General features: G+C 62.7%; 20 protein-coding genes and 2 tRNA genes. 15 read left to right on the top strand and 7 right to left on the bottom strand.

Annotated features, from left to right (window positions below; all coding sequences use genetic code 11):
* The first annotated feature begins 6 nt into the window (after positions 1-6).
* Genes S101446_RS09965 through S101446_RS09955 form a run of 3 tightly spaced genes read left to right on the top strand, consistent with a single transcriptional unit; the run spans position 7 to position 3807 of the window.
* On the top strand, positions 7-1500 hold the full coding sequence (locus S101446_RS09965; protein ID WP_048849300.1) for a paraquat-inducible protein A: 1494 nt from the start codon (positions 7-9) through the stop codon (positions 1498-1500).
* On the top strand, positions 1497-3161 hold the full coding sequence (locus tag S101446_RS09960) for a PqiB family protein (RefSeq protein ID WP_087608272.1): 1665 nt from the start codon (positions 1497-1499) through the stop codon (positions 3159-3161). The genes S101446_RS09965 and S101446_RS09960 overlap by 4 nt, the downstream gene beginning before the upstream one ends.
* Before the next feature lie 4 nt (positions 3162-3165).
* Positions 3166-3807, top strand: coding sequence for a PqiC family protein (locus tag S101446_RS09955; protein WP_087608271.1), 642 nt, complete (start codon positions 3166-3168; stop codon positions 3805-3807).
* Positions 3808-3935: 128 nt separating this feature from the next.
* Here S101446_RS09955 and nusG read toward each other — a convergent pair whose 3' ends face one another.
* The 3 genes from nusG to S101446_RS09940 form a co-directional block, all read right to left on the bottom strand.
* Positions 3936-4466, bottom strand: coding sequence for a transcription termination/antitermination protein NusG (gene nusG / locus S101446_RS09950; protein WP_010508943.1), 531 nt, complete (start codon positions 4464-4466; stop codon positions 3936-3938).
* A gap of 8 nt (positions 4467-4474) precedes the next feature.
* Positions 4475-4669, bottom strand: coding sequence for a preprotein translocase subunit SecE (gene secE / locus S101446_RS09945; RefSeq protein WP_007397644.1), 195 nt, complete (start codon positions 4667-4669; stop codon positions 4475-4477).
* A 134-nt stretch (positions 4670-4803) separates the two neighbouring features.
* A tRNA-Trp gene (locus S101446_RS09940) sits at positions 4804-4880 on the bottom strand.
* Positions 4881-5106: 226 nt separating this feature from the next.
* On the opposite strand from S101446_RS09940, the gene S101446_RS09935 reads away from it, so the two are divergent.
* From S101446_RS09935 to atpC, 7 genes are all read left to right on the top strand, one after another.
* Positions 5107-5180, top strand: a tRNA-Gly gene (locus S101446_RS09935).
* Positions 5181-5280: 100 nt separating this feature from the next.
* Positions 5281-6705, top strand: a complete 1425-nt coding sequence (locus S101446_RS09930; RefSeq protein ID WP_048851760.1) for an MFS transporter — start codon at positions 5281-5283, stop codon at positions 6703-6705.
* 303 nt (positions 6706-7008) lie between these two features.
* Complete coding sequence (locus tag S101446_RS09925; RefSeq protein ID WP_010508946.1) at positions 7009-7605, top strand: F0F1 ATP synthase subunit delta; 597 nt, start codon at positions 7009-7011, stop codon at positions 7603-7605.
* Positions 7605-9143, top strand: coding sequence for a F0F1 ATP synthase subunit alpha (gene atpA / locus S101446_RS09920; protein ID WP_087608270.1), 1539 nt, complete (start codon positions 7605-7607; stop codon positions 9141-9143). The genes S101446_RS09925 and atpA overlap by 1 nt, the downstream gene beginning before the upstream one ends.
* Before the next feature lie 16 nt (positions 9144-9159).
* Positions 9160-10041 carry a F0F1 ATP synthase subunit gamma gene (locus S101446_RS09915; RefSeq protein ID WP_010508951.1) on the top strand — a complete coding sequence of 294 codons (882 nt, stop codon included), beginning with the start codon at positions 9160-9162 and terminating at the stop codon, positions 10039-10041.
* 32 nt (positions 10042-10073) lie between these two features.
* On the top strand, positions 10074-11549 hold the full coding sequence (gene atpD, locus S101446_RS09910; RefSeq protein ID WP_010508955.1) for a F0F1 ATP synthase subunit beta: 1476 nt from the start codon (positions 10074-10076) through the stop codon (positions 11547-11549).
* A gap of 32 nt (positions 11550-11581) precedes the next feature.
* Positions 11582-12007, top strand: coding sequence for an ATP synthase F1 subunit epsilon (gene atpC, locus S101446_RS09905; protein WP_010508957.1), 426 nt, complete (start codon positions 11582-11584; stop codon positions 12005-12007).
* A gap of 90 nt (positions 12008-12097) precedes the next feature.
* On the opposite strand, the gene queF is transcribed toward atpC, so the two are convergent.
* Positions 12098-12577, bottom strand: coding sequence for a preQ(1) synthase (queF, locus tag S101446_RS09900; RefSeq protein WP_026018634.1), 480 nt, complete (start codon positions 12575-12577; stop codon positions 12098-12100).
* A 137-nt stretch (positions 12578-12714) separates the two neighbouring features.
* Between queF and rnd the strand changes: the two genes are divergently transcribed.
* Both rnd and S101446_RS09890 read left to right on the top strand, forming a co-directional pair.
* Positions 12715-13902, top strand: a complete 1188-nt coding sequence (rnd, locus tag S101446_RS09895; protein WP_010508962.1) for a ribonuclease D — start codon at positions 12715-12717, stop codon at positions 13900-13902.
* Positions 13903-14046: 144 nt separating this feature from the next.
* Complete coding sequence (locus S101446_RS09890; RefSeq protein WP_087608269.1) at positions 14047-14670, top strand: GcrA family cell cycle regulator; 624 nt, start codon at positions 14047-14049, stop codon at positions 14668-14670.
* A 239-nt stretch (positions 14671-14909) separates the two neighbouring features.
* Here S101446_RS09890 and S101446_RS09885 read toward each other — a convergent pair whose 3' ends face one another.
* Complete coding sequence (locus tag S101446_RS09885; RefSeq protein WP_010508967.1) at positions 14910-15401, bottom strand: bactofilin family protein; 492 nt, start codon at positions 15399-15401, stop codon at positions 14910-14912.
* 430 nt (positions 15402-15831) lie between these two features.
* Here S101446_RS09885 and S101446_RS09880 point away from each other — a divergent pair, with 430 nt between their 5' ends.
* The 3 genes from S101446_RS09880 (at position 15832) to S101446_RS09870 (ending at position 19357) form a co-directional block, all read left to right on the top strand.
* Positions 15832-16842 (top strand): adenosine kinase, encoded by a 1011-nt coding sequence (locus S101446_RS09880; protein WP_087608268.1) that lies wholly within the window; start codon positions 15832-15834, stop codon positions 16840-16842.
* A gap of 188 nt (positions 16843-17030) precedes the next feature.
* The gene (gene typA / locus S101446_RS09875) at positions 17031-18854 is read left to right on the top strand and encodes a translational GTPase TypA (RefSeq protein ID WP_010508969.1); all 1824 of its coding nucleotides are present in this window, start codon (positions 17031-17033) and stop codon (positions 18852-18854) included.
* 227 nt (positions 18855-19081) lie between these two features.
* Complete coding sequence (locus S101446_RS09870; RefSeq protein WP_019091406.1) at positions 19082-19357, top strand: hypothetical protein; 276 nt, start codon at positions 19082-19084, stop codon at positions 19355-19357.
* Positions 19358-19597: 240 nt separating this feature from the next.
* Here S101446_RS09870 and S101446_RS09865 read toward each other — a convergent pair whose 3' ends face one another.
* A complete protein-coding gene (locus S101446_RS09865) occupies positions 19598-20863 on the bottom strand; it encodes a D-amino acid dehydrogenase (protein WP_019085935.1) in 1266 nt (421 codons plus the stop codon).
* Between the two features lie 96 nt (positions 20864-20959).
* Entirely contained in the window at positions 20960-21985 is a 1026-nt protein-coding gene (locus S101446_RS09860; protein WP_010508977.1) for an NAD(P)/FAD-dependent oxidoreductase, read from the bottom strand.
* Between the last annotated feature and the right edge of the window lie 22 nt (positions 21986-22007).

The raw sequence follows: 22007 nt of genomic DNA, 5'->3' as shown, positions 1-22007 counted from the left end.
CCCGGTATGAACACGTCCTCTTCCTCCCCGCATCTACGCTGTGATGATGTGGAACCCGGCCCTGTCCGCCATGTGCGCGTCATTGGCGGATTGTCGGAATGTCCCGGCTGTGGGCTGTACCAGCGCCTGCCGGATCTGGACCCGGGTCAGCAGGCATCATGCGTGCGCTGCGGGCAGAAGCTGGCGCGCAGGCGGCGGACCGCGCCACTGGCGACGCCGCTTGCGTTCTGCATCAGCTCGGCCGCGTTCTATCTGGCGGCCCTCGCGTCATCGCTCATGACGCTGGATGTGTATGGCAGGCAGCGCACCGTGGACCTGCTGACCGGGCCGATGGAACTCATGCATGAAGGGTGGGGGGAAGCGGGCGTGCTGGTGGGCGCGGTCACGATCCTGGCCCCGGCCATTGCGATCGGGTTCATGTTCGCCATCCTGTATGCCGCGTCATGCCGGCAGTTGCCGGACTGGGCGCCGCGTGTCCTGGTCTGGTATGACAAGCTGCGGCCATGGTCGATGGTCGAGGTCTATATCCTTGGCATCTTCGTCGCCTATACCAAGCTGACCGACATGGCCCATGTCGATGTCGGGCCCGCCGTGTACCTGATCGGCGCGCTGATGCTGACCATGGCGGCCACGGATTCGACGCTGGATACCGAAATGATCTGGCGGCACCGCCGCATCGATTCCCTGACCCGGGCCGAAGGTGACCAGGCGGTTGAAGTGGACTACGTGCATGTGGATGATGTCGGCATGCCGCCGGTGGACCATCTGGTGGCCTGCACGTCATGCGGGCTGGTGGGGGAACTGGCGCATCCGGTTTCCAACCTGACCTGCGTGGGGATCTGCCCGCGTTGCGAGCACAAGGTCTGGCGTCGCCTGCCACAATCGCTGACACGCACCACCGCCTTCCTGATCGCGGCCATCGTTTTCTATATCCCGGCCAACCTGTACCCGGTCATGACCTTCATGCGCATGGGCGGCGGGGGTGGCCATACCATTGTCGAGGGCGCGATCGAATTGTGGATGGACGGCATGATCCCGCTTTCGCTGCTGGTGTTCTTCGCCTCCATCACCGTCCCGATGCTCAAGATCGCAAGCCTTGGCTGGATGGTCTGGCAGACATGGCATGGCGCGCGGGGGCACCTTGTGGCCCGGACCCGGCTGTTCCGTGTGGTGGACATGGTGGGCCGGTGGTCCATGATCGACGTATTCATGATTTCGATCCTTGTCGCGGTCGTGCGCTTCAACGCCATGGCCAGTGTCACCGCCAATGCGGGCATGGTGGCCTTTGCCGCCGTCGTGGTGCTGACCCTGCTGGGGGCATGGAGCTTTGACCCCCGCATCATGTGGGATGCGGCGGGCCGCAACGGCCGGGTGGTCGATGGCCTGCCCCCGTCCGTACTGCGTGCGCAGGTAACGCGGGATCCCGGACAGACGACCCCTTCACCTTCCCTTTCCCCGGTCGGTACCGGACCGGCCAGCATGGAGCCAGATCAGGCGTGAATGACGATTTCCTTTCCAATGACCCGCGGGGGGACGTGCCGCAGGCCCGTATGCGGCGGTACCGTTTCTCCGTGGTCTGGCTTGTGCCGATTGTCGCCATCCTGATCGCGGGTTACCTGGGCTGGCGCGGCCTGACCGAACGTGGACCGCTGATCGTCATAAGCTTTGATACGGCCGATGGCCTGACCAGTGGCCAGACCGAGGTCAAGAACAAGGCGGTGTCGCTGGGTACGGTCGATTCGATCCGGCTGAGCGATGACCTGCACCATGTCGAGGTCGCCGTGCGCATGACGTCCTCCGCCGCCCGCACGCTGACCGACCATGCCCGTTTCTGGGTCGTGCGGCCGCGTATCAACGGCGCCAGCGTCACCGGCCTGGAAACCGTCATGTCCGGCGCCTACATCGCCATGGATGCGGGGGAGCCGGGCGGTCGCTACACCACGCATTTCAAGGGACTGGAATCGCCGCCGGGCGTGCGTTCGGACCAGCCGGGGCATACCTATACGCTGGTTACGCAGTCCCTTGGCTCGCTCGGTCAGGGCGCGCCGATCTTCTTTCGCGACGTGGTGGTGGGTGAAGTGCTGGGCTACACCATGCCGCCCGAAGGCCGCGGACCGATCAAGGTGCAGATTTTCGTGCAGGCGCCCTATGACAGTTACCTGCGCACCACCACACGCTTCTGGAACGTGTCCGGCGTGCAGGTGGGTCTTGGCCCGGGTGGGCTGAAGGTCAAGCTGCAGTCGCTGCAGGCGCTGCTGTCCGGCGGGGTCGCGTTTGACCCGCCCGATGCGCGCAATGAAAAGAATACCCTGCCCAGCACCGCCGGGGCCGACACCACCTTCCTGCTGTATGACAGCGCGGAAGAAGCGAACAGCGCGGGCTACCGGGAGCGTATCCCTCTTGTCACCTACCTGACCAGTTCGGTGTCTGGCCTGACGAAGGGGGGACGCCTGACCATGTTCGGCATTCAGGTCGGCATGATCGACGATGTGAAGCTGGAGGTTAATCCCGCCACCGGCAAGGCGCATGTGCGCGTGGCCATGGAACTGCAGCCCGAACGCGTGCTGGATAACCAGCAGGTGCCGCCCGATGCCATGGCCGGCCTGCTGCGCACGCAGGTGGCGGACGGACTGCGCGCCGCGGTGCAGAGCACCAGCATGCTGACCGGCGAATCCGAAATCGCGCTGACCTTCGTCAGGAACGCGAAGCCCGAGCAGATCACGATGGAAGGCGACGCCATGGTCCTGCCGGGTCAGGCGGGTGGCATGGCGGGCATCATGGATTCGCTGTCCGTCATTGGCGACAAGATCGCAGCCATGCCGTTGACCCAGATGGGCGACAACCTGACCAGCCTGCTGGCCCATGCCGATGCACGGATAAACAGCCCCGACACGAAGCAGGCGCTGACCGCGCTGCGCGGTTCGCTACAGAACCTGCAGGTCATATCGCGTGACGCCCGTAGCGAAATGCCGCAACTGCTGACCGGCATGGACAAGACGCTGAAAAACGCGAACTCGGTCCTGTCCAGCTATGGCGGCGATACCGACTTCCAGCGCAATCTGCAGCAGATGATGCAGCAGCTTAATGACGCCGCGCGCTCGCTGCGCTTCCTGTCGGACTTCCTGACCCACCATCCCTCGGCACTGATTACGGGACGATAAGACCATGCGACGCCCCTTCTTCACATATTCCGCGCGGCGGACCATGGCCACAACGGTTGCCATGGCGGGAACGCTCCTGCTGGCCGGGTGCGGGTCGTCCGACCCGACGCTGTATTCACTGGCCCCGGTGGCCAGTACGCAGCCTGCCGTCAGCGCGTCGCAGGTTCCCGCCGTGATCGAGGTCCGTACCCCCGGTGTTCCGTCCTCACTGGACCGGCAGACCATCGTGGGCGTGCAGGATGATTACAGTGTCACGCCACTGGCCGGTGCGGCATGGAGCGAGCCACTGGCCCTGATGCTGGGCCATGTGCTGTCCACCGACCTGCAGCAGCGCCTGCCGGGCCGGACCGTCTTTGCCCAGAATGACGCGACCACCGTACCGGCGGAAGGGGCTGTCGAGGTCGAGATCACCCGCTTTGCACGCGATTCGGCGGGGCTGGTGCATCTTGCGGGCAGCCTGTCCGTGCATAGGGTCGGGGATGCGGATCACGGACTGTCCGTGCCGCTTGACCTGAGTGCGTCACCCACTGGCACCGGCACGCGCGCCATGGTGGCGGCGCTGAGCCAGTTGACGGGACAGGTAGCGGACATGGCAGCCGAACGGTTGCAGGCGTTGCCTGCGGCACCGGCGGCCCATCACTCCTGAACAGTGAATAGAAGTTTTTGGGTGCCGCCTTTTTTTTTAAAAGGCGGCATTCTTCGAAGCTTTTTACAATCTGCTGCAGGCAATAAAAAAGGCGCCCGGAGGCGCCTTTGTCGTCAGGTAGGGAAAGGTCAGACCTTTTCCACCTGGTTGTATTCCAGATCTACCGGCGTGGACCGGCCGAAGATGGAAACGCTGACCTTCAGGCGGCCACGTTCCTCGTCCACTTCCTCGATCGTGCCGTTGAAAGAGGTGAAGGGACCATCCGCCACGCGGATCTGCTCGCCGATCTCGAAGGTGACGGACGGACGGACGCGTTCCACGCCTTCCTGCGCCTGCTTCATGATCCGTTCGGCCTCGACCTTGGGAATGGGCGAGGGACGGGTCTTGCTGCCCAGGAAGCCGGTGACCTTGGGCGTGTCCTTGACCAGGTGCCATGCCTCATCGGTCAGTTCCATGTTGACCAGCACGTAACCGGGGAAGAACTTGCGTTCCGAATTGACCTTCTGGCCCCTGCGCACTTCCGTCACTTCTTCCGATGGAACGAGGATTTCACCGAAATGATCGGCCAGGCCCTTCTGGGCGGCCTGTTCCGTGATGTGCTGGGCTATCTTCTTCTCGAAGCCCGAATAGACGTGGATCACATACCACCGCTTGGCCATGGCTGAACTCAGCCTCCCAGTCCGAAGAGTTTCCGTACGGCAAGGCCGATCACCTCGTCGACGAGGAAAAAGAAAACCGATGCAAGACCGGCCATGGCCAGAACCGCACCCGTTGTCATCAGGGTGGCGCGTCGGGTGGGCCATGTGACCTTTCTGGCCTCGGCACGGACGTCTTCAACAAATTTCGCGGGACTGACCGACACGAAATACCCTTCCTGCAACGCCACGGCGCACCAACCGGACTGCTCCAGCCAGTGCGGGGCCTAAGAACCGGTGCGGGCCATTGTGGCCCGACCCATCGGGTGCCAGGCCGGAAGGGTAATGCCCGACCGGAAAATGGCAGGGGTGGAGGGTCTCGAACCCGCAACCTCCGGTTTTGGAGACCGGCGCTCTAGCCAATTGAGCTACACCCCTGCAAAGCCGCCTGCATCAACCCGAAACATCATGGCGAGGCGACTGCCGCGCCGTTTCGGGCCATCCATGCGAACCCGGCACAGGAAGCGGAAAAAAGTATGACTCGCGTCGAAAGTCAAGGGGGTGGCGCATAAAAATGAAAGTTTTACCTGTTTGCCCCGTGCCGCGGGTTTATGGGCTTGCCACGCGCATGGCGGAAACGGTATAGGTTCTGCCAACCTTATGAGCGGGCGTAGCATAGTGGTAATGCAGTAGCCTTCCAAGCTTCTGAGGAGGGTTCGATTCCCTTCGCCCGCTCCATACTCCCCTTGCAATAACCGAATATGTTGCCAGACAGGAATGCCGGATTCGTTGCCGTCGGGCCGCGCTGTTGGCAGGGGAGGGGTAGCCTTACATGACAATGACCGGTTCTTCCGCGATTCACCCGCGTATCGTGCTGGGCACGTGCTGTCTCAGCCTGCTGCTGGTCATGATGGATGTGACGGTCGTCAACGTCGTGCTCCCCTCCATCCGCGCGGATATGCATGGCAGTTTTTCCACCCTGCAATGGGTGGTGGACGCCTATACGCTGATGGTCGCCAGCCTCATGCTGCTGGTGGGGTCGCTGGCTGACCGGTTCGGGCGGCGGCGGATGTTCCTGCTGGGGATCGGGCTGTTCTGTGGCGGTTCCGCCCTGTGCGGGATTGCGCGCAGTGTCGAAATGCTGGTCATGGCCCGCGCGGTGCAGGGGATTGGCGGGTCCATGCTCAATCCCGTCGCGCTGTCGATCCTGACCAATGTGTATGTGGAACCCCGCGCCCGCGCGCAGGCGATCGGCATATGGGGGGCGACGTCGGGCGTGGCGCTTGCGCTGGGGCCGGTGGTGGGCGGCATTCTGGTGCATTGGGTGGGGTGGCAGGCGGTTTTCTGGGTCAATGTGCCCATTGGCCTGATCGCGATCGTGCTGACGTTGCGTTTCGTGCCTGAATCCCGTGGCGGGCGCGGGCGCAGCATTGATGCGCCGGGACAGCTTCTGGCCATCGTGGCGCTGGCCATGGTCACGTCCGGGCTGATCGAGGCCCATAATTACGGCTGGTCCTCCCCCACCATTTCCGGATTTCTCGGTTTCGGTGCGCTGTCTGTCCTGGGGTTCGTCATCGTGGAGCGACGGACGGCCTCGCCGCTGATTGACCTGCGGTTTTTCCGGGCGTGGCCTTTTTCCGGCGCGATCGTGACGGCGGTGCTGGCCTTTGCCATTTTCAGCGCGTTCCTGTTCCTCAATACCCTCTACCTGCAGGATGTGCGTGGCCTGCCCGCGCTACAGGCCGGGCTGTGTACATTGCCCTTCGCCCTTGGCAGCATGACGTGCGCCCCGCTGTCGGGACGGCTGACGGGGCGGTACGGCGCGCGGCTGCCATTGCTGATATCGGCTGTCGGATTCGGGATCAGCGCGCTGCTGCTGACCGGGCTGGACGCGCATACGCCACTATGGCTGCTGCTGGTGTCCTACGGTCTGTGTGGATGCGGGTTCGGGATGTGCAACGCGCCCATTACCAATTCCGCCATTTCGGGCATGCCGCGTACGCAGGCAGGGGTGGCGGCGGCCATCGCGTCCACCAGCCGACAGGTGGGGGCGCTGCTGGGTATTGCGCTGGGGGGCGCGCTGAGTGCGGGCAGCGTGCGGGCCGGGGGCGTGCAGTGGGAAGAATTTCCCCAGGCCACGCATGTCGTCTGGTGGTGCATGGCCATCGCGGCCGCCGGGATTGCCGGTCTGGGGCTGGTTTCAACCGGAATCCGGGCGAAGGAAAGCGCGCGGCAGGTTGCTGCGCTGCTGGATTCAAACTGACGCATCATTGATATGCACTTAATGCATATCAATGCCTAATGATCCCGTCACCGGAACCGTGCCAGGGCGCAACAAAATCGCGGGTTTGCTGTTTCCGAAATGGTGTCCTGCATGTATGATCCCGCCAACCTGTAGCGGGGGTGTTCACGTGCGCGGGAAAACGGGCGGTTCAGTGGTGTCGGACGATGCCGGCAGGCTGCCTGATCTGTTGCGTGCGCTTACGCTGCGTGCTAGAGCCGCGCCAGCAGCGCACGGGGCCAAGGTTTCCGGGCAGGCGGCTTGTGTTTGAATCGAGATTCTGGATTGGAAAAGCGGACAGTGGATTCGGGTGGAACGACCTCAATACCGATCGCCTCCATTGCCAATGGCCTTCCCGGTCGTTATGCGACGGCGCTCTATGAGCTTGCGGCTGACCGCAAGCAGCTTGACCCTGTTCTGGAGCAGGCATCCAGCCTTGCCGGACTGATCGACGGCAATGCCGACCTGCGCACCGTGCTGACGGATCGTACGCTCGACATCCGCGACAGTCGGAAGGCGGTCGATGCCGTGCTGGAGGCTGAAGGCTTCAGCCCCCTTATGCGTGATTTTGTTGGCGTGGTGGCGAATAACCGCCGCTTTCCGCGCCTGCGTGAAATTCTTGCCGCGCTGGCGGCTATCGCTGCGGCCCGGCGCGGGGAAATGGTGGCGGATGTCGTGTCCGCCCATCCCCTGACCGATCTGCAGCGTGTCCAGCTTCGCAGCCGCCTTGCCGAGGCCGGCTATTCCAAAGTCAATATCCAGGAGCGTGTTGACGCGGCCCTGCTGGGCGGTCTGGTCGTGCGCATTGGCGCCCGCCTGTATGATACCAGCCTCAGATCCCGCCTTACCCGCCTGCACCATGCCATGAAGGGAGCCGCGTGATGGAAATCCGCCCCTCCGAGATTTCGGATATCCTCAAGCAGCAGATCGCTACGTTCGACAAGGCCGTTGACGTTGCCGAGACAGGTACCATCCTGTCGGTGGGTGACGGCATTGCCCGTGTCTACGGCCTGCAGAATGTCGAAGCCGGCGAAATGCTGGACTTCCCCGCCAGTGGCCAGAAGGGCATGGCCCTGAACCTTGAGAATGACAACGTCGGTGTTGTCATTTTCGGCGATGACAGCGCCATGCGCGAAGGCGACACCGTCGCCCGTACCGGCAAGGTGGTGGAAGTGCCGACCGGCCCGGCCCTGCTGGGTCGCGTGGTCGATGGCCTGGGCAACCCGATCGACGGCAAGGGGCCGCTGGTTGGTGAAGTCATCAGCAAGCGTGCGGAAATCAAGGCCCCCGGCATCATGCCGCGCCAGTCCGTCAGTGAGCCGATGCAGACCGGCATCAAGGCGATTGACGCGCTTGTGCCCATCGGGCGCGGCCAGCGTGAACTGATCATCGGTGACCGTCAGACCGGCAAGACCGCCATCCTGATCGACACCATCGTCAACCAGAAGACCGTTAACGCGCTGGGTGACAAGACCAAGTCGCTCTACTGCATCTATGTCGCCATCGGGCAGAAGCGTTCAACGGTTGCGCAGCTGGTGCGCACGCTGGAGGAAACCGGCGCGATGGAATACTCCATCGTCGTGGCGGCCACCGCGTCCGACCCGGCCCCGATGCAGTATCTCGCGCCGTATGCCGCCTGCTCCATGGGCGAATACTTCCGCGATAACGGCATGCATGCCCTGATCGTGTATGATGACCTGTCCAAGCAGGCCGTCGCGTACCGCCAGATGTCGCTGCTGCTGCGTCGTCCGCCGGGACGTGAAGCGTATCCGGGTGATGTGTTCTACCTGCATTCGCGCCTGCTGGAACGCGCGGCGAAGATGTCCGACAAGTTTGGCGCGGGCTCCCTGACCGCCCTGCCGGTGATCGAGACGCAGGCAGGCGACGTGTCCGCCTATATCCCGACCAACGTCATTTCCATTACCGATGGTCAGGTGTTCCTTGAAACCGACCTGTTCTACCGCGGCATCCGCCCGGCGGTGAACGTCGGCGGTTCCGTGTCCCGTGTCGGTTCTGCGGCGCAGATCAAGGCGATGAAGCAGGTTGCCGGCAAGATCAAGCTGGAACTGGCGCAGTATCGTGAAATGGCGGCGTTCTCGCAGTTCGCGTCCGATCTGGACCCGGCCACGCAGAAGCAGCTGGCACGTGGCGCGCGTCTGGTCGAACTGCTCAAGCAGCCCGAAACCTCGCCGCTTGCGGTCGAGGAGCAGGTGGTTGTCCTGTTTGCCGGCACACGCGGCTATATCGATACCGTGCCGGTCGATCAGGTGACGACTTACGAAAAGCGCCTGCTGGACGATGTCCGCACGTCGGGCAAGGACATTCTGGAATCGATCCGTACCCAGCGCCAGCTGACGAAGGATATCGAAAGCCGCCTGAATGATTTCCTGACGACGTTCGGCCGTCAGTTCAGCAACTGAGGAAGATCGGGCAACCATGGCTTCCCTGAAGGAACTGCGCGCACGGATCGGCAGCGTCAAATCGACGCGAAAGATCACCAGCGCGATGAAGATGGTGGCGGCGGCAAAGCTGCGTCGGGCTGAAACCCGCGCGGCGGCCGCACGGCCCTATGCCGATGCAATGCGTCGTATGCTGGCCGAAGTGGGCCGCAGCGTGGCGGGCGAAGGCGGGCAGCCTGCGCTGCTGACCGGAACAGGTCAGGACAAGGTGCATCTGCTTGTCCCCATGTCCAGCGACCGTGGTCTGGCCGGTGCATTCAACTCCAACATCAACCGTACGACCCGTAACCTGGTGCTCAAGCTTCAGGCGGAAGGCAAGACGGTCAAGATCCTGCCGGTCGGGCGCAAGACGTACGAATTCCTGTCACGGGATTTCGCTGACCTCATCATCGGTCACCGTCACCTGTCCGCCAGCAAGGAAATCCCCTTTTCGTCCGCGACGGAACTGGGTGAACAGATTGCGTCCCTGCTGGAAAAGGGTGAATTCGACATCTGCACGCTGGTGTACAACCAGTTCCGCAATGTCATGACCCAGGTGCCGACGGAGATGCAGCTTATCCCGCTGGCGCTGCCGGAAAACGACAATACGGGCAACGCTGACGTCGCCAGTTATGAATTCGAGCCGGACGAGGGCACGATGCTGTCCAGCCTGCTGCCACGCAACCTGCAGGTCCAGCTGTACGCGACCATGCTGGAAACGGCGGCGGGTGAAAACGGCGCGCGGATGACCGCGATGGATAACGCCACCCGTAACGCCGGCAAGGCCATCGACCGCCTGACCCTGACCTACAACCGTACGCGTCAGACCAATATTACCAATGAACTGATCGAGATCATCTCGGGCGCCCAGGCTGTCTGAGGATCGATCTTCACGCTCACAGGAGCTGTCCCATGTCGGAAACCACAACTCAAGAGGCTCCTGTCTCCACGCAGGCGCAGAAAAGCAATGTCGTTGGTCGCGTGACGCAGGTCCGCGGCGCCGTTGTTGACGTTCAGTTCGAGGGTACGCTGCCGCATATCCTCGAAGCACTGCACGTTCAGCTGAACGGCCAGACCTTGGTGCTGGAAGTGGCGCAGGAAATCGGTGAACACGAAGTTCGCTGCATTGCCATGGATACCACTGATGGCCTGACCCGCGGCGCAGAAGTGTCCGCCACCGGCAGCCAGATCACCGTGCCGGTCGGTCCCGGCACGCTGGGCCGTATCCTGAACGTGATCGGTGACCCGATCGATGACCGTGGCCCGGTGCCGTGCAAGGGGCGCGCCCCCATTCACCGTGCCGCCCCGGCGTTTGACGAGCAGGCTGCCGCAACCGAAATCCTGCCCACGGGCATCAAGGTGGTTGACCTGCTGTGCCCGTACCTCAAGGGCGGTAAGGTCGGTCTGTTCGGTGGCGCCGGCGTGGGCAAGACCGTCATCATTCAGGAACTGATCAACAACATCGCCAAGGCGCATGGCGGCGTGTCGGTCTTTGCCGGTGTCGGTGAACGTACCCGTGAAGGTAACGACCTGTATTATGAAATGCAGGACGCGGGCGTCATCAAGCTTGAGGGCGATTCGACCGAAGGGTCCAAGGTGGCACTGGTCTATGGCCAGATGAACGAACCGCCGGGCGCGCGTGCCCGTGTCGCCCTGTCCGGTGTGACGGTTGCGGAATACTTCCGCGATGTCGAAGGCCAGGACGTGCTGTTCTTCGTCGATAACATCTTCCGTTTCACGCAGGCTGGCGCCGAAGTGTCCGCGCTGCTGGGCCGTATTCCCTCCGCCGTGGGCTACCAGCCGACACTGGCGACGGAAATGGGCGCGCTGCAGGAACGCATCACCTCGACCAAGAAGGGTTCGATCACCTCGGTGCAGGCCGTTTACGTCCCCGCCGATGACCTGACCGATCCGGCGCCCGCCGCGACCTTCGCCCATCTTGACGCGACCACGGTGCTGAACCGTTCCATTGCGGAAATGGGTATCTATCCGGCTGTTGACCCGCTGGACTCCACCTCCCGCTCGCTTGACCCGAAGATCGTCGGTGACGAGCATTATCAGGTGGCGCGTGACGTGCAGCGTATCCTGCAGACCTACAAGTCCCTGCAAGACATCATCGCCATCCTGGGCATGGACGAACTGTCGGAAGACGACAAGCTGATCGTGGCGCGTGCGCGTCGTATCCAGCGCTTCCTGTCCCAGCCGTTCCACGTGGCCGAAGTGTTCACGGGTGCGCCGGGCAAGCTGGTTTCGCTGGAAGATACTGTGCGTTCGTTCAAGGCGATCGTGGCTGGTGAATATGACCACCTGCCCGAAGGCGCTTTCTACATGGTCGGTGCGATCGAGGAAGCGGTGGCCAAGGCCGAGAAAATGAAGGAATCGGCCTGAACCCCGACCTACTGACGCAAGGAAGATAGACCATGTCCATTAAGGTCAAGATTGTCAGTCCGGAGAAGGTGCTGTTCGCGCATGATGCCGATATGGTTGTCATGCCGGGGTCGGAAGGTGACATCGCGGCGATGCCGGAACATGCACCGCTTATGCTGACACTGCGCGGTGGTGTGGTTGATGTGTATGAAGGTGATGTCGTGATGCATCGCTTCTTCGTGGCGGGTGGGTTTGCTGATATCGCGCCGACCCACTGCACCATCCTTGCCGACCGGGCGCTGAAGGTGGAAGACGTGTCGGTTGACGATGCGGAAGCACGTCTTGCCGCGCTGGAAAAATCCTATGAGGAAGCGGACAAGATGAACGTGCCCGCGCTTGATATCCTCATGGACAAGATCCAGTCGGCCCGTGCCGAGATCGAAGCCGGTCAGTCCGCCATTCCGGCCATGTCCATCTGATGGTTCATCCCGTCCCTGAAACCGGGACGGGATAAAACATGGATCCGAAAAAAGCGCCCTGCATGGGGCGCTTTTTTTTATGCCTGCCTGTCAGCCGCGACCGCGATAGCCGGGCACGTCCTGTGCCGGGATCCACACACCTTCGGGTGGTGCACCAGTCTGCCAGAACACATCAATCGGCATGCCGCCACGGGGATACCAGTAGGCCCCGATCCGCAGCCATACTGGCTTCAGCAGGTCCACCAGTGTCGTCGCGATCTGCACCGAGCATTTTTCATGAAAGGCGCCATGGTTGCGGAAGCTGGTCAGGAACAGCTTGAGCGATTTGCTTTCCACAATCCATTCATCAGGAATGTAGTCGATGACGATATGCGCGAAATCCGGCTGTCCCGTAACGGGGCAGAGCGATGTGAATTCCGGCGCGGTAAAGCGCACGACATAGTTCCGCCCGCGTTCGGGCGCGGGCACGCGTTCCAGCCGGGCTTCTTCAGGGCTGTTGGGCTGGCGGGTATTCTGGCCCAGCTGGGTCAGGAACTGGCTGCCATCATCGTGGGTGGGGCGGGTGTTCATCTGGGGTCCGTCAGGAATGGAAAAGGAATATGTGGCTGATGCCGGAAGGGGCGGGGCGCCGTCAACGGAAATGCAGGGGGGCGTCATGCGGTTTTCCCCGCTTTCGCAACAGGGCACAGGCATGATAACTGCACCGCATGGCACGTGTATCCCGACCCGAATTTTCCGCCCCTGTGCTGGTAACCACCACAGCGGAGCTTGAGGCTGTAACCGCGCGACTGCGGCATGAGCCATTTGTGACGATCGACACCGAATTCGTGCGCGAACGTACTTACTGGCCCGAACTGTGCCTGGTGCAGCTGGCCGGGGAAAAGGACGTGGTGGTGATCGATACGACCGCGCCGGGCATCGACCTGTCCCCCCTTGGCGCGCTGCTGGATGATGCCAGCGTGGTCAAGGTGTTCCATGCCGCGCGGCAGGACCTGGAAATCTTCCTGCATCTGTTTGACCGCCTGCCGGCCGCCCTGTTCGATACGCAGGTCGCGGCCATGGTGGCGGGATATGGCGACCAGGTGGGGTATGACAATCTCGTTTCCTCCCTGCTGGGGGTGCAGATTGACAAGTCACACCGTTTTTCCGACTGGGCGGCGCGTCCGCTTTCCCCGGCCCAGATCGGGTACGCGGCGGCCGACGTCACCTATCTGCGGCTGGTTTATGAAAAGCTGCTGGTCCAGCTGGAACGTGAAGGGCGTCTGGACTGGGTCGCGGCCGAACTGGATATCCTGAACAATCCCACCACGTTCCGTCCTGACCCGCTGACATTGTGGGAAAAGATGCGCCCGCGCACCAATAACCGCAGGATGCTGGGCATATTGCGTGCCGTCGCCGCATGGCGCGAGGGGGAGGCGCAGCGCGTCAATGTGCCGCGCCAGAGGTTGCTCAAGGATGAAAGCCTGATGGAAATCGCGGCAACCGCGCCCGCCACGGTCGATGCGCTGGCCCGCGTGCGGGGCGTGTCGCGCGGCTTTGCCGAAGGGCGCAGCGGTCAGGCGCTGCTGGAAACCGTGGCGCAGGCGGTCATGGAACCGGAAGCGGCCCTGCCGCGCTTACCCAAAGGACGGGCAAAGGATGCGCAGCGTCCTTCGCCGGCCCTGATCGCGCTGCTCAAGGTACTGCTGGCCACCTGTTGCGAAACGCATCGTGTGGCGCCCAAGCTGGTGGCCTCGTCCGAGGATCTGGATCGTTTCGCGCTGGATGACGCGGCGGATATTCCCGCCTTTCATGGCTGGCGTAACGAGGTATTTGGCAAGCTGGCGCGTGAACTCAAGGCAGGACACCTGACCATGGGCGTCGATGGTGGGAAGGTCAGGCTGATTCACGACTGATCCGGTTTATGGCCCCGGTCGCGTTTTACCGGGGTTGCAAACAGGTTATGCGCAGAACTGTCCACAAGATTCTGTATCATGGCAGTTGAGCCAGACAGAGTATAAGCCTAATTTCCCACCATTCCGCGTAAGGAGTGCAGAACGATGGCGATGGAATGGACCGAGGAGACGATCGCGCGCCTGCGTGATCTGTGGCAGCAGGGCTTATCGACCGCAGAAATCGGCCGTCAGCTATCCGTTACCAAGAACGCGGTGGTTGGCAAGGCGCACCGTCTGGGCCTCAAGCCGCGTCCATCGCCCATCCGGCGTGCGGCGAAGGCAGCCCCTGCGCCAGCCGCCACGACAGTGGAAGCCACGGCGGCCCCTGCCGCTACCGAAAGCACGCAAGCCCCTCCAAAACCCGAAGTTACGGCAGCCCCGGTAGCGGCCGCCGTCCCGGCACCGGAAAAGGCCCCCGCCAAAGCGCAGGCGGCCCCCACGCCCGCACCACAGCCCAAGCCCGCGGCGGCAGCCCCCGTGTCAGAGGATGCGGCCCCCGCACCCCGCGCCACCCGTGCGCAGCCCCGAGCCACGGCGAAAGCTGCCCTGCGTCCGGTCAGTGAGCCACGTCGGCGCAGCAGCCAGTCCTGTTGCTGGCCGCTGGGTGATCCGGGCACGCCGGGCTTCCATTTCTGTGGGGCCACCCCATTGCCGGGCAAACCGTACTGCGCGGAACATGCGCAGCTTGCCTATGTCAAACTGCGCGACCGTCGCGATAACGTGGCCTGAACCTTTTCCTGTCAGGGATTTTTTCAAGATAACGTCTTGATGAAATGCGATGGAAGTTTTCGGGTGCCCCCTTTTTGAAAAAAGGCTTCACCAAAAAACTTCCTTACGATTTGCGGGATGTCGTCCCACAGGGAAATTGTTTCGGCAGTTTTTGGGGATTGCATTAAAAAACGCCAGGGCATTGCTGCCACTGGCGTTTTTTTGTATCCGCCCGACAGGATGCGGGCGGATCGGACTTCCTAGCCCGCAGCCGGGCGCGGCGGCGCGGCGGGTGCCGCGGCAGGCGCCGCCGGGGCTGCTGGCGGCGCACCGGGGGTGGTGATCATTTCAAGCTGGCCGGTGACCTGGCCGCCATCTTCCACCTTCAGGCGACGGCACTTGGCCTTGCCCAGCAGGCGACCGGTCGAACGGATGGTCAGGCTGCCACGCACCGTCAGCGTGCCGTCGATCGTGCCCGCCAGTTCAGCGTCCTCAACCTCGACTTCACCCTTGAACACGCCGCCCTGCGCGATCTGGAGTTCGGATGCGTTGATCAGGGAGGATTCAACCGTCCCTTCCACAACCAGGCGCTCGGCGTCCTGAATGGTTCCCTGCACGCTGATGCCACGGCCCACGACCAGGGTGCGGCGGTCATTTTCCTTTTTGGCGGCCGTAGCCCCCGGTGCACCGGGACGTGCCCCGCCAGGTCCGGGAGGGGCGTTGGGCGTGGGCGGGAAGGGGGGACGGGCCATGGATGTATTTTCCTTGCTGGCAGGTTGGGGTGAGGGAGAGGAGCCACCGCCTGAGGCTGGTCGGCCCGGCTGCTGCGCGGGGGGCGTCGTCGGGGCGGCTGGCTGGGTTTCTGCTGGCTTGCGTCGTCTAAACAATATTACCCCGCTTGGTTATGCTGTATCGGGACGTGGTGCATCCCGGAAACTGGAAGATACGCTTTCGGGCTGGTTGCAGGCCGCAGCCCCCTTCAAACGGTTATACGCACCCCCATCATGCCGACAAGGGGCGTTAAGGGGAACAGCGGTACATAAAAAACATCATGCATTGCGCCGCTTACCCGCCAATGATAGCGATGGGCCATATCAAGCGGGAAAAAATGGGTTATTTCGTGGCGCAGCTACGCCATGCCCGCGAACATGACTGTTTAATGACGGGTAGTGGAACAGAAGAATGGAAAATTCGGGACAGGCGGCGGAATGCCGGTTTGATCTGCTGGGTATCGGTAATGCGATTGTTGATGTCCTGGCACCGGTGGACGCGGCCTTCCCGCAGAATAACGGCATGACACCGGGCAGCATGATGCTGATCGACGCCGACCGCGCGAAGGCGCTGTATGGCCAGATCAGGCGTGAAAAGGAAATGGGTGGCGGGTCTGCCGCCAACACCTGTGTCGTGGCGTCCAACATGGGCGCGCGCGTGGCGTATCTGGGCAAGGTGGCGGCGGATGCGCCGGGACAGGCCTTTGCCGCCGACATGCAGGCGGCGGGCGTGTATTTCCCGTCTTCCCCGCTGCAGGGCGATGCGGGGGAAAACCACCCCACCGCGCGCTGCATCATCCTGGTCACGCCTGATGGCCAGCGCACCATGAACACCTATCTGGGCGCATGCGTCACCTTCAGCCCCGAAGACGTGCTGGCGGATGTCGTCTGCGCGTCCAAGGTCATCTACATGGAAGGCTACCTGTTCGATCCGCCGGATGCGCAGGAAGCCTTCCGCACCGCCGCCCGTATCGCGCATGAAGCGGGGCGCAAGGTCGCCCTTTCGCTGTCCGACCGTTTCTGCGTGGACCGTCACCGCCATGCCTTCCATGAACTCGTGCGCGGGCATATCGACATCCTGTTCGCCAACGAGGACGAGATCTGCGCCCTGTACCAGACCGATGATTTTGACGAGGCGGCCCGCCTTGTCTCGGCCGATACGCATTTCGCCGTCCTGACCCGGTCGGAGCGTGGCAGCGTCATCATTCAGGACCAGCAGCGTATCGTGATCGACAGCGTGCGCACGCAGGTGGTCGATACCACGGGGGCGGGCGACGCCTATGCCGCAGGCTTCCTTGCCGGCTGGACATCGGACCGGACGCTGGCCGAATGCGGGCGTCTGGGCAGTGTCGCGGCATCGGAAGTGATCTCGCATTACGGGGCGCGCCCGCTCATGAACATGCGTCAGGACATGGATTTCTGATCCACAGGGCGCATCCTGCCGGTCGTGTGATGGGTGCGGGCACGAAGTTTCGCGTGCAATCCGCGCCCTTCCGCATTATCTACGCAGGCAGCAGCCACCCATTCCGCCGCCGCACGCACGGGTGCCCCCCGTATGTGCCGCCGCGCCCCTTATGGCGTCCGCCAAGGAAAGTCAGGTCAAGAGCACTTATGGATATCCGCAATATCGCCATTATCGCGCACGTCGATCATGGCAAGACCACACTGGTCGACCAGCTTCTGAAACAGTCCGGTTCCTTCCGTGACAACCAGCACGTGGCCGAACGCGCCATGGACAGCAATGACCTGGAGCGTGAGCGTGGCATCACGATCCTGGCCAAGTGTACGTCGGTTGTGTGGAAAGATACCCGCATCAACATCATCGACACCCCGGGCCATGCCGATTTCGGTGGCGAGGTCGAGCGTATCCTGAGCATGGTTGACGGCGCGGTCGTGCTGGTCGACTCCGCCGAGGGCGCGCTGCCGCAGACGAAGTTTGTCGTGGGCAAGGCGCTGGCGCGCGGCCTGAAGCCGATCGTGGTCGTGAACAAGATCGACCGTGGCGACGCCCGTCCCGATGAAGTCCATAACGAGATCTTCGACCTGTTCGCAGCCCTGGGCGCGAATGACGAGCAGCTTGATTTCCCCATGCTGTATGCGTCGGGCCGTCAGGGCTGGGCCGATACCGAGATTGATGGTCCGCGCAAGGATCTCTCTCCCATGTTCGACCTGATCCTGCGCCATGTGCCGCCGCCGAAGGTGAACAAGGACGCGCCGTTCGCGATGGTCGCCACCATCCTGGAAAACGACAACTTCCTTGGTCGCGTGCTGACCGGCCGTGTCGAGCAGGGCGTGGCGAAGATGAACATGCCGGTGCATGTGCTGCGTCCCGATGGCTCGGTTGTGGAAACCGGCCGCCTGACCAAGCTGCTGTCCTTCCGTGGTCTGGACCGCGTGCCGGTCGAGGAAGTGGAAGCCGGTGACATCGTGGCCGTGGCCGGTCTGTCCGAAGCGACGATTCCCGAGACGATCGCCGCCCCCGAAGTCAAGGAACCGCTGCCCTCCACCCCGGTTGATCCGCCGACGCTGTCCATGACCTTCCGCCTCAATGACGGTCCGCTGGGTGGCCGTGAAGGCAAGAAGGTCACGTCGCGCCAGATCCGTGACCGTCTGTTCAAGGAAACCGAAGGCAACATCGCCATCCGCGTGTCCGAAAGCCCCGAGAGCGAGGCGTTCGAGGTTGCGGGCCGTGGCGAACTGCAGCTTGGCGTCCTGATCGAGCAGATGCGTCGTGAAGGCTTTGAACTGACCATCGGCCGTCCCCGCGTGCTGTTCCGCACCAACGAGGAAACCGGTGAACGCGAAGAGCCGTTCGAGGAAGTCCTGATCGACGTGGACGAGCCGTATTCGGGCGTCGTGGTTGAAAAGATGGCGCTGCGCAAGGGCATCATGCAGGACATGCAGCCGTCCGGCGGCGGCAAGGTGCGCCTGAGCTTCCTGATCCCGTCACGCGGGCTGATCGGCTATCACGGTGAATTCCTGACCGATACACGCGGTTCGGGCATCATGAACCGCCTGTTCCATGGCTACCAGCCCTATGTCGGGCCGATCGCTGGCCGTCGTAACGGCTCGCTGATCTCGTCCGAAGATGGCGCGACCACGCAGTATTCGCTGTTCTCGCTGCAGGACCGTGGCACGCTGTTCGTTGACGCGGGCGAAAAGGTCTATGTCGGCATGATCATCGGCGAGCATTCGCGTGAGAATGATCTGGAAGTAAACCCGATCCGTGAAAAGAAGCTGACCAACATCCGTGCCGCAGGCAAGGACGAGGCCCTGCTGCTGATCCCGCCGCGCAAGATGAACCTGGAACAGGCCATCGCCTATATCGAGGATGATGAACTTGTCGAGGTCACGCCGTCCGCCGTGCGTATCCGCAAGCGCTATCTCGATCCGCACGAACGCAAGAAGCGCGAACGTTCGGGCGCGGTTGACTGACCTGACGGTCTGGCCCCGGGGTGGCTGCAATCTTTAGTTACGTTTAAGTTCTTGAGATTGCGGTCACCGTAGGGCAAAAGTAAGACATTACTAACAAATTTAAGAATTTTAATCCGAGACGCCCTCCCGGCAGCATGTTACAGCAGGGAGGCCAGCCCGGGTGTACCGATTCGTCGCCCGCTGCAGGCATTGGGATCAGAATTCCTGATTTGTTGGAGTATTTTTATATGATCGTTTTCCCCCGTCGCTTCGTTGCCGCCCTGTCCGCTGTTGCCGTCATGGGCGTGGCCGCTCCCGTCATGGCCCAGACTGCCGAGCCGACCACCCCGGCCGTTTCCGCACCCGAACATGCCCCTGACGCATCTGAAGGTGCCGCTCCGGCGGAAGCTGGCGCCAAGAAGGCAAAGCATCACGGTGGTCATCACCGCGGTGGTCACCATCATGGTGCGAAGAAGGCGGCTGAATCCACGGATGCAGCGCCTGCTGCTCCGGCTGCGCAGTAATTACTGTCGCATTCTGACCGGGGGCATGTCATCCCGGTCAGGACAGCCAAGAAAAAAGCCCGGTATCAAACCGGGCTTTTTTTATGATCTGACGCCAGCAGGCTGAACAGTCTGCCCAAGGGGAATGCCGGGTAGATCATACGGAAGATTCTGGTGAAGCTTCTTGCAAGGGGTCTGAGGGGACGCCGCCTTTTTGGAAAAAGGCGGCGCCCGAAAACTTTCTGTTTTTAAACAGTGCTTTCAGGCTGTGGTGTAACGGTCCAGCGACAGGTCCAGGCAGGGGATTTCGGTGCGCTTGCCGCTCATCCTGTCAGCCAGCACGCGGCCCGACCCGCACGCCATGGTCCAGCCCAGCGTGCCATGGCCGGTATTGAGCCACAGGTTGGAAAACCGTCCAGCCGGCCCGATGACCGGCGTGCCGTCGGGTGTGCTGGGCCGCAGTCCGGTCCAGTACGCCCCCTGTGACATGTCGCCGCTGGCGCCGAACAGTTCCGAAAACGACAGTTCCAGCAGTTCGCGCCGGTCACGGCGCAGGCGCAGGTTGTAACCGGCCAGTTCCGCCGTGCCGCCAATACGGATACGGTCGCCCAGACGGGTGATCGAGACCTTGTACGTCGCATCATTGACGGTGGAAACCGGCGCGCGTGCAGCGTCGGTCACCGGCAGTGTCAGGGAATATCCCTTGGTGGGATAGACCGGCAGGTGCAGCCCGAGCGGGCGCAGCAGCAGCGGCGAATAGCTGCCCATGGACACGACATAGGCATCCGCCGTCATGCGGCCGGCCGATGTGCGGACACCAAAAATGTCGGTGGCCGAGGCGTCCAGCGCCTCGATCGTGGTTTCATAATGGAAGGTGACGCCCAGTTCCTGTTCCGCCTTCTGGGCCAGGCGCTGGGTGAACATGTGGCAGTCGCCCGATTCGTCACCCGGCAGGCGCAGGCCGCCCTTGAACAGGTGCCGGTTTTCCATCAGGCCGGGTTCGTGCCTGGCGATTTCATCCGGGCTGAGGAATTCGTGGGCAATGCCAGCCTGATCCAGCAGGGACATGTCGCGGGCGGCATGGTCAACCTGCTTTTGCGTGCGGAAAAGCTGGATCAGGCCACGCTGCTCATCATCATAGGTAATGCCGGTATCCTTGCGCAGGGCGTCAAGGCAGTCACGGCTGTATTCCGCAATGCGCAGCATGCGGGACTTGTTGATGTCGTAGTCATGCGCGTTGCAGTTGGCCAGCAGCTGCTCGATCCAGCGCATCATGGCGAAATCGATACGCGGGCGGACCACGATGGGCGCGTGGCGGCTGGCCATCCACCGCAATACCTTCAGCGGCAGGGCCGGTTCCGCCCACGGAGCGGAAAAACCCGGTGAAATCTGTCCCGCATTGGCAAAGGAGGTTTCCAGTGCCGCAGCGGGCTGGCGGTCCACGACCGTGACTTCATGCCCGGCCTTGGCCAGGTACCATGCCGCCGTGACACCCACCACGCCTGCGCCCAGAACGATAACTTTCACAGTTTCATCCTTACTTCCATCATCAACACACCGGGGATGCGCCACAGCGCCGCAATGGTCAACCGTTTCTGTTATGACAGCACGGGATGGCAGAAATCAGCCTGCGGGCACGCCCTTGCTGGTCGAGTATTCAAAATGCAGCGCCGTATCGGGGTGGACGATGGGGTGGATGGCGTGGGCGGCCATGGCCCCTTCGGTAAAGCCCTGCAGGATCAGTTTCAGCTTGCCGGGATAGGTCGCGACATCGCCCACGGCAAAAATGCCGGGCAGGCTGCTTTCACAGGTTGATGGGGTGACGGGAATGGTGCCGCGTATGGTGTCCAGCCCCCATTGCGCGATCGGGCCAAGATCGGTCGCCAGCCCGAAGAAGGGCAGCAGGTGATCGCAGGTCACATGCCGCACCGTGCCATCCAGCGTCGCAAGATCCACGCCGGTCAGCCGCCCCTGCGCGCCATGCAGGCCGTGTAGCTGGTAGCCGATGATCTTTTCCACCTGACCAAGTGCCACGGCGTCATCAAGCTGGCGCAGGCTTTCGGGCGCCGCGCGGAAACGGTCGCGCCGGTGCACCAGCTTCACGCTGCGCGCCACGTCGCGCAGGGCCAGCGCCCAGTCCACCGCTGAATCGCCGCCGCCCGCGATCAGCACGTCCCTGTCCGCGAAATCGGCGCGGCGGCGGACGAAATACTGCACGCCGCCTGTCTGCTCGAACGCGTCCAGTCCTTCCAGCGGGGGACGGTTGGGGCCGAACGCGCCGGCCCCTGCCGCGATAATGACCGCGCGCGCTGCAATGACATCGCCGCTGGACGTGCCCAGCACGAAACCGCCACGCGTGCCCTCCAGCCGTTCCACCCGGCGGCCCAGCAGGCGGGGCACGTCAAAGGGGGCGATCTGGCGGTCAAGCGCTTCGATCAGCGCGCCACCTTCAATGGCAGGGTGGGCGGGAATGTCGTAAATCGGCTTTTCGGGATACAGCGCGGTGCACTGCCCCCCGATTTCATCCAGCGCATCAATGATGATGCAGCCAAGCTTGAGCATCCCGCATTCAAACGCGGCGAACAGGCCTGCGGGGCCCGCGCCGATAATGGCGACATCGGTGGTATGGGTGGGGGAGGGCATGGTCATGTCCGGTTCTGGTGTTCCGCAA

The organism is Komagataeibacter europaeus (assembly GCF_002173515.1).
Taxonomy (GTDB): Bacteria; Pseudomonadota; Alphaproteobacteria; order Acetobacterales; family Acetobacteraceae; genus Komagataeibacter; species Komagataeibacter europaeus.
The sequence above is the reverse complement of the archived record's forward strand: the minus strand, read 5'-3'. Positions and strand labels throughout refer to the sequence as shown.

What these genes read in the sequence shown, in the direction of transcription:
- S101446_RS09890 (WP_087608269.1), top strand. Translation starts at nt 14,047, where the DNA reads ATGGCGATGGAATGGACCGAGGAGACGATCGCGCGCCTGCGTGATCTG.
- rnd (WP_010508962.1), top strand. Translation starts at nt 12,715, where the DNA reads ATGGCACGTGTATCCCGACCCGAATTTTCCGCCCCTGTGCTGGTAACC.
- atpD (WP_010508955.1), top strand. Translation starts at nt 10,074, where the DNA reads ATGTCGGAAACCACAACTCAAGAGGCTCCTGTCTCCACGCAGGCGCAG.
- queF (WP_026018634.1), bottom strand. Translation starts at nt 12,577, where the DNA reads ATGAACACCCGCCCCACCCACGATGATGGCAGCCAGTTCCTGACCCAG.
- S101446_RS09885 (WP_010508967.1), bottom strand. Translation starts at nt 15,401, where the DNA reads ATGGCCCGTCCCCCCTTCCCGCCCACGCCCAACGCCCCTCCCGGACCT.
- S101446_RS09930 (WP_048851760.1), top strand. Translation starts at nt 5,281, where the DNA reads ATGACCGGTTCTTCCGCGATTCACCCGCGTATCGTGCTGGGCACGTGC.
- S101446_RS09870 (WP_019091406.1), top strand. Translation starts at nt 19,082, where the DNA reads ATGATCGTTTTCCCCCGTCGCTTCGTTGCCGCCCTGTCCGCTGTTGCC.
- atpA (WP_087608270.1), top strand. Translation starts at nt 7,605, where the DNA reads ATGGAAATCCGCCCCTCCGAGATTTCGGATATCCTCAAGCAGCAGATC.
- atpC (WP_010508957.1), top strand. Translation starts at nt 11,582, where the DNA reads ATGTCCATTAAGGTCAAGATTGTCAGTCCGGAGAAGGTGCTGTTCGCG.
- S101446_RS09955 (WP_087608271.1), top strand. Translation starts at nt 3,166, where the DNA reads ATGCGACGCCCCTTCTTCACATATTCCGCGCGGCGGACCATGGCCACA.
- typA (WP_010508969.1), top strand. Translation starts at nt 17,031, where the DNA reads ATGGATATCCGCAATATCGCCATTATCGCGCACGTCGATCATGGCAAG.
- nusG (WP_010508943.1), bottom strand. Translation starts at nt 4,466, where the DNA reads ATGGCCAAGCGGTGGTATGTGATCCACGTCTATTCGGGCTTCGAGAAG.
- S101446_RS09915 (WP_010508951.1), top strand. Translation starts at nt 9,160, where the DNA reads ATGGCTTCCCTGAAGGAACTGCGCGCACGGATCGGCAGCGTCAAATCG.
- S101446_RS09965 (WP_048849300.1), top strand. Translation starts at nt 7, where the DNA reads ATGAACACGTCCTCTTCCTCCCCGCATCTACGCTGTGATGATGTGGAA.
- S101446_RS09880 (WP_087608268.1), top strand. Translation starts at nt 15,832, where the DNA reads ATGGAAAATTCGGGACAGGCGGCGGAATGCCGGTTTGATCTGCTGGGT.
- S101446_RS09860 (WP_010508977.1), bottom strand. Translation starts at nt 21,985, where the DNA reads ATGACCATGCCCTCCCCCACCCATACCACCGATGTCGCCATTATCGGC.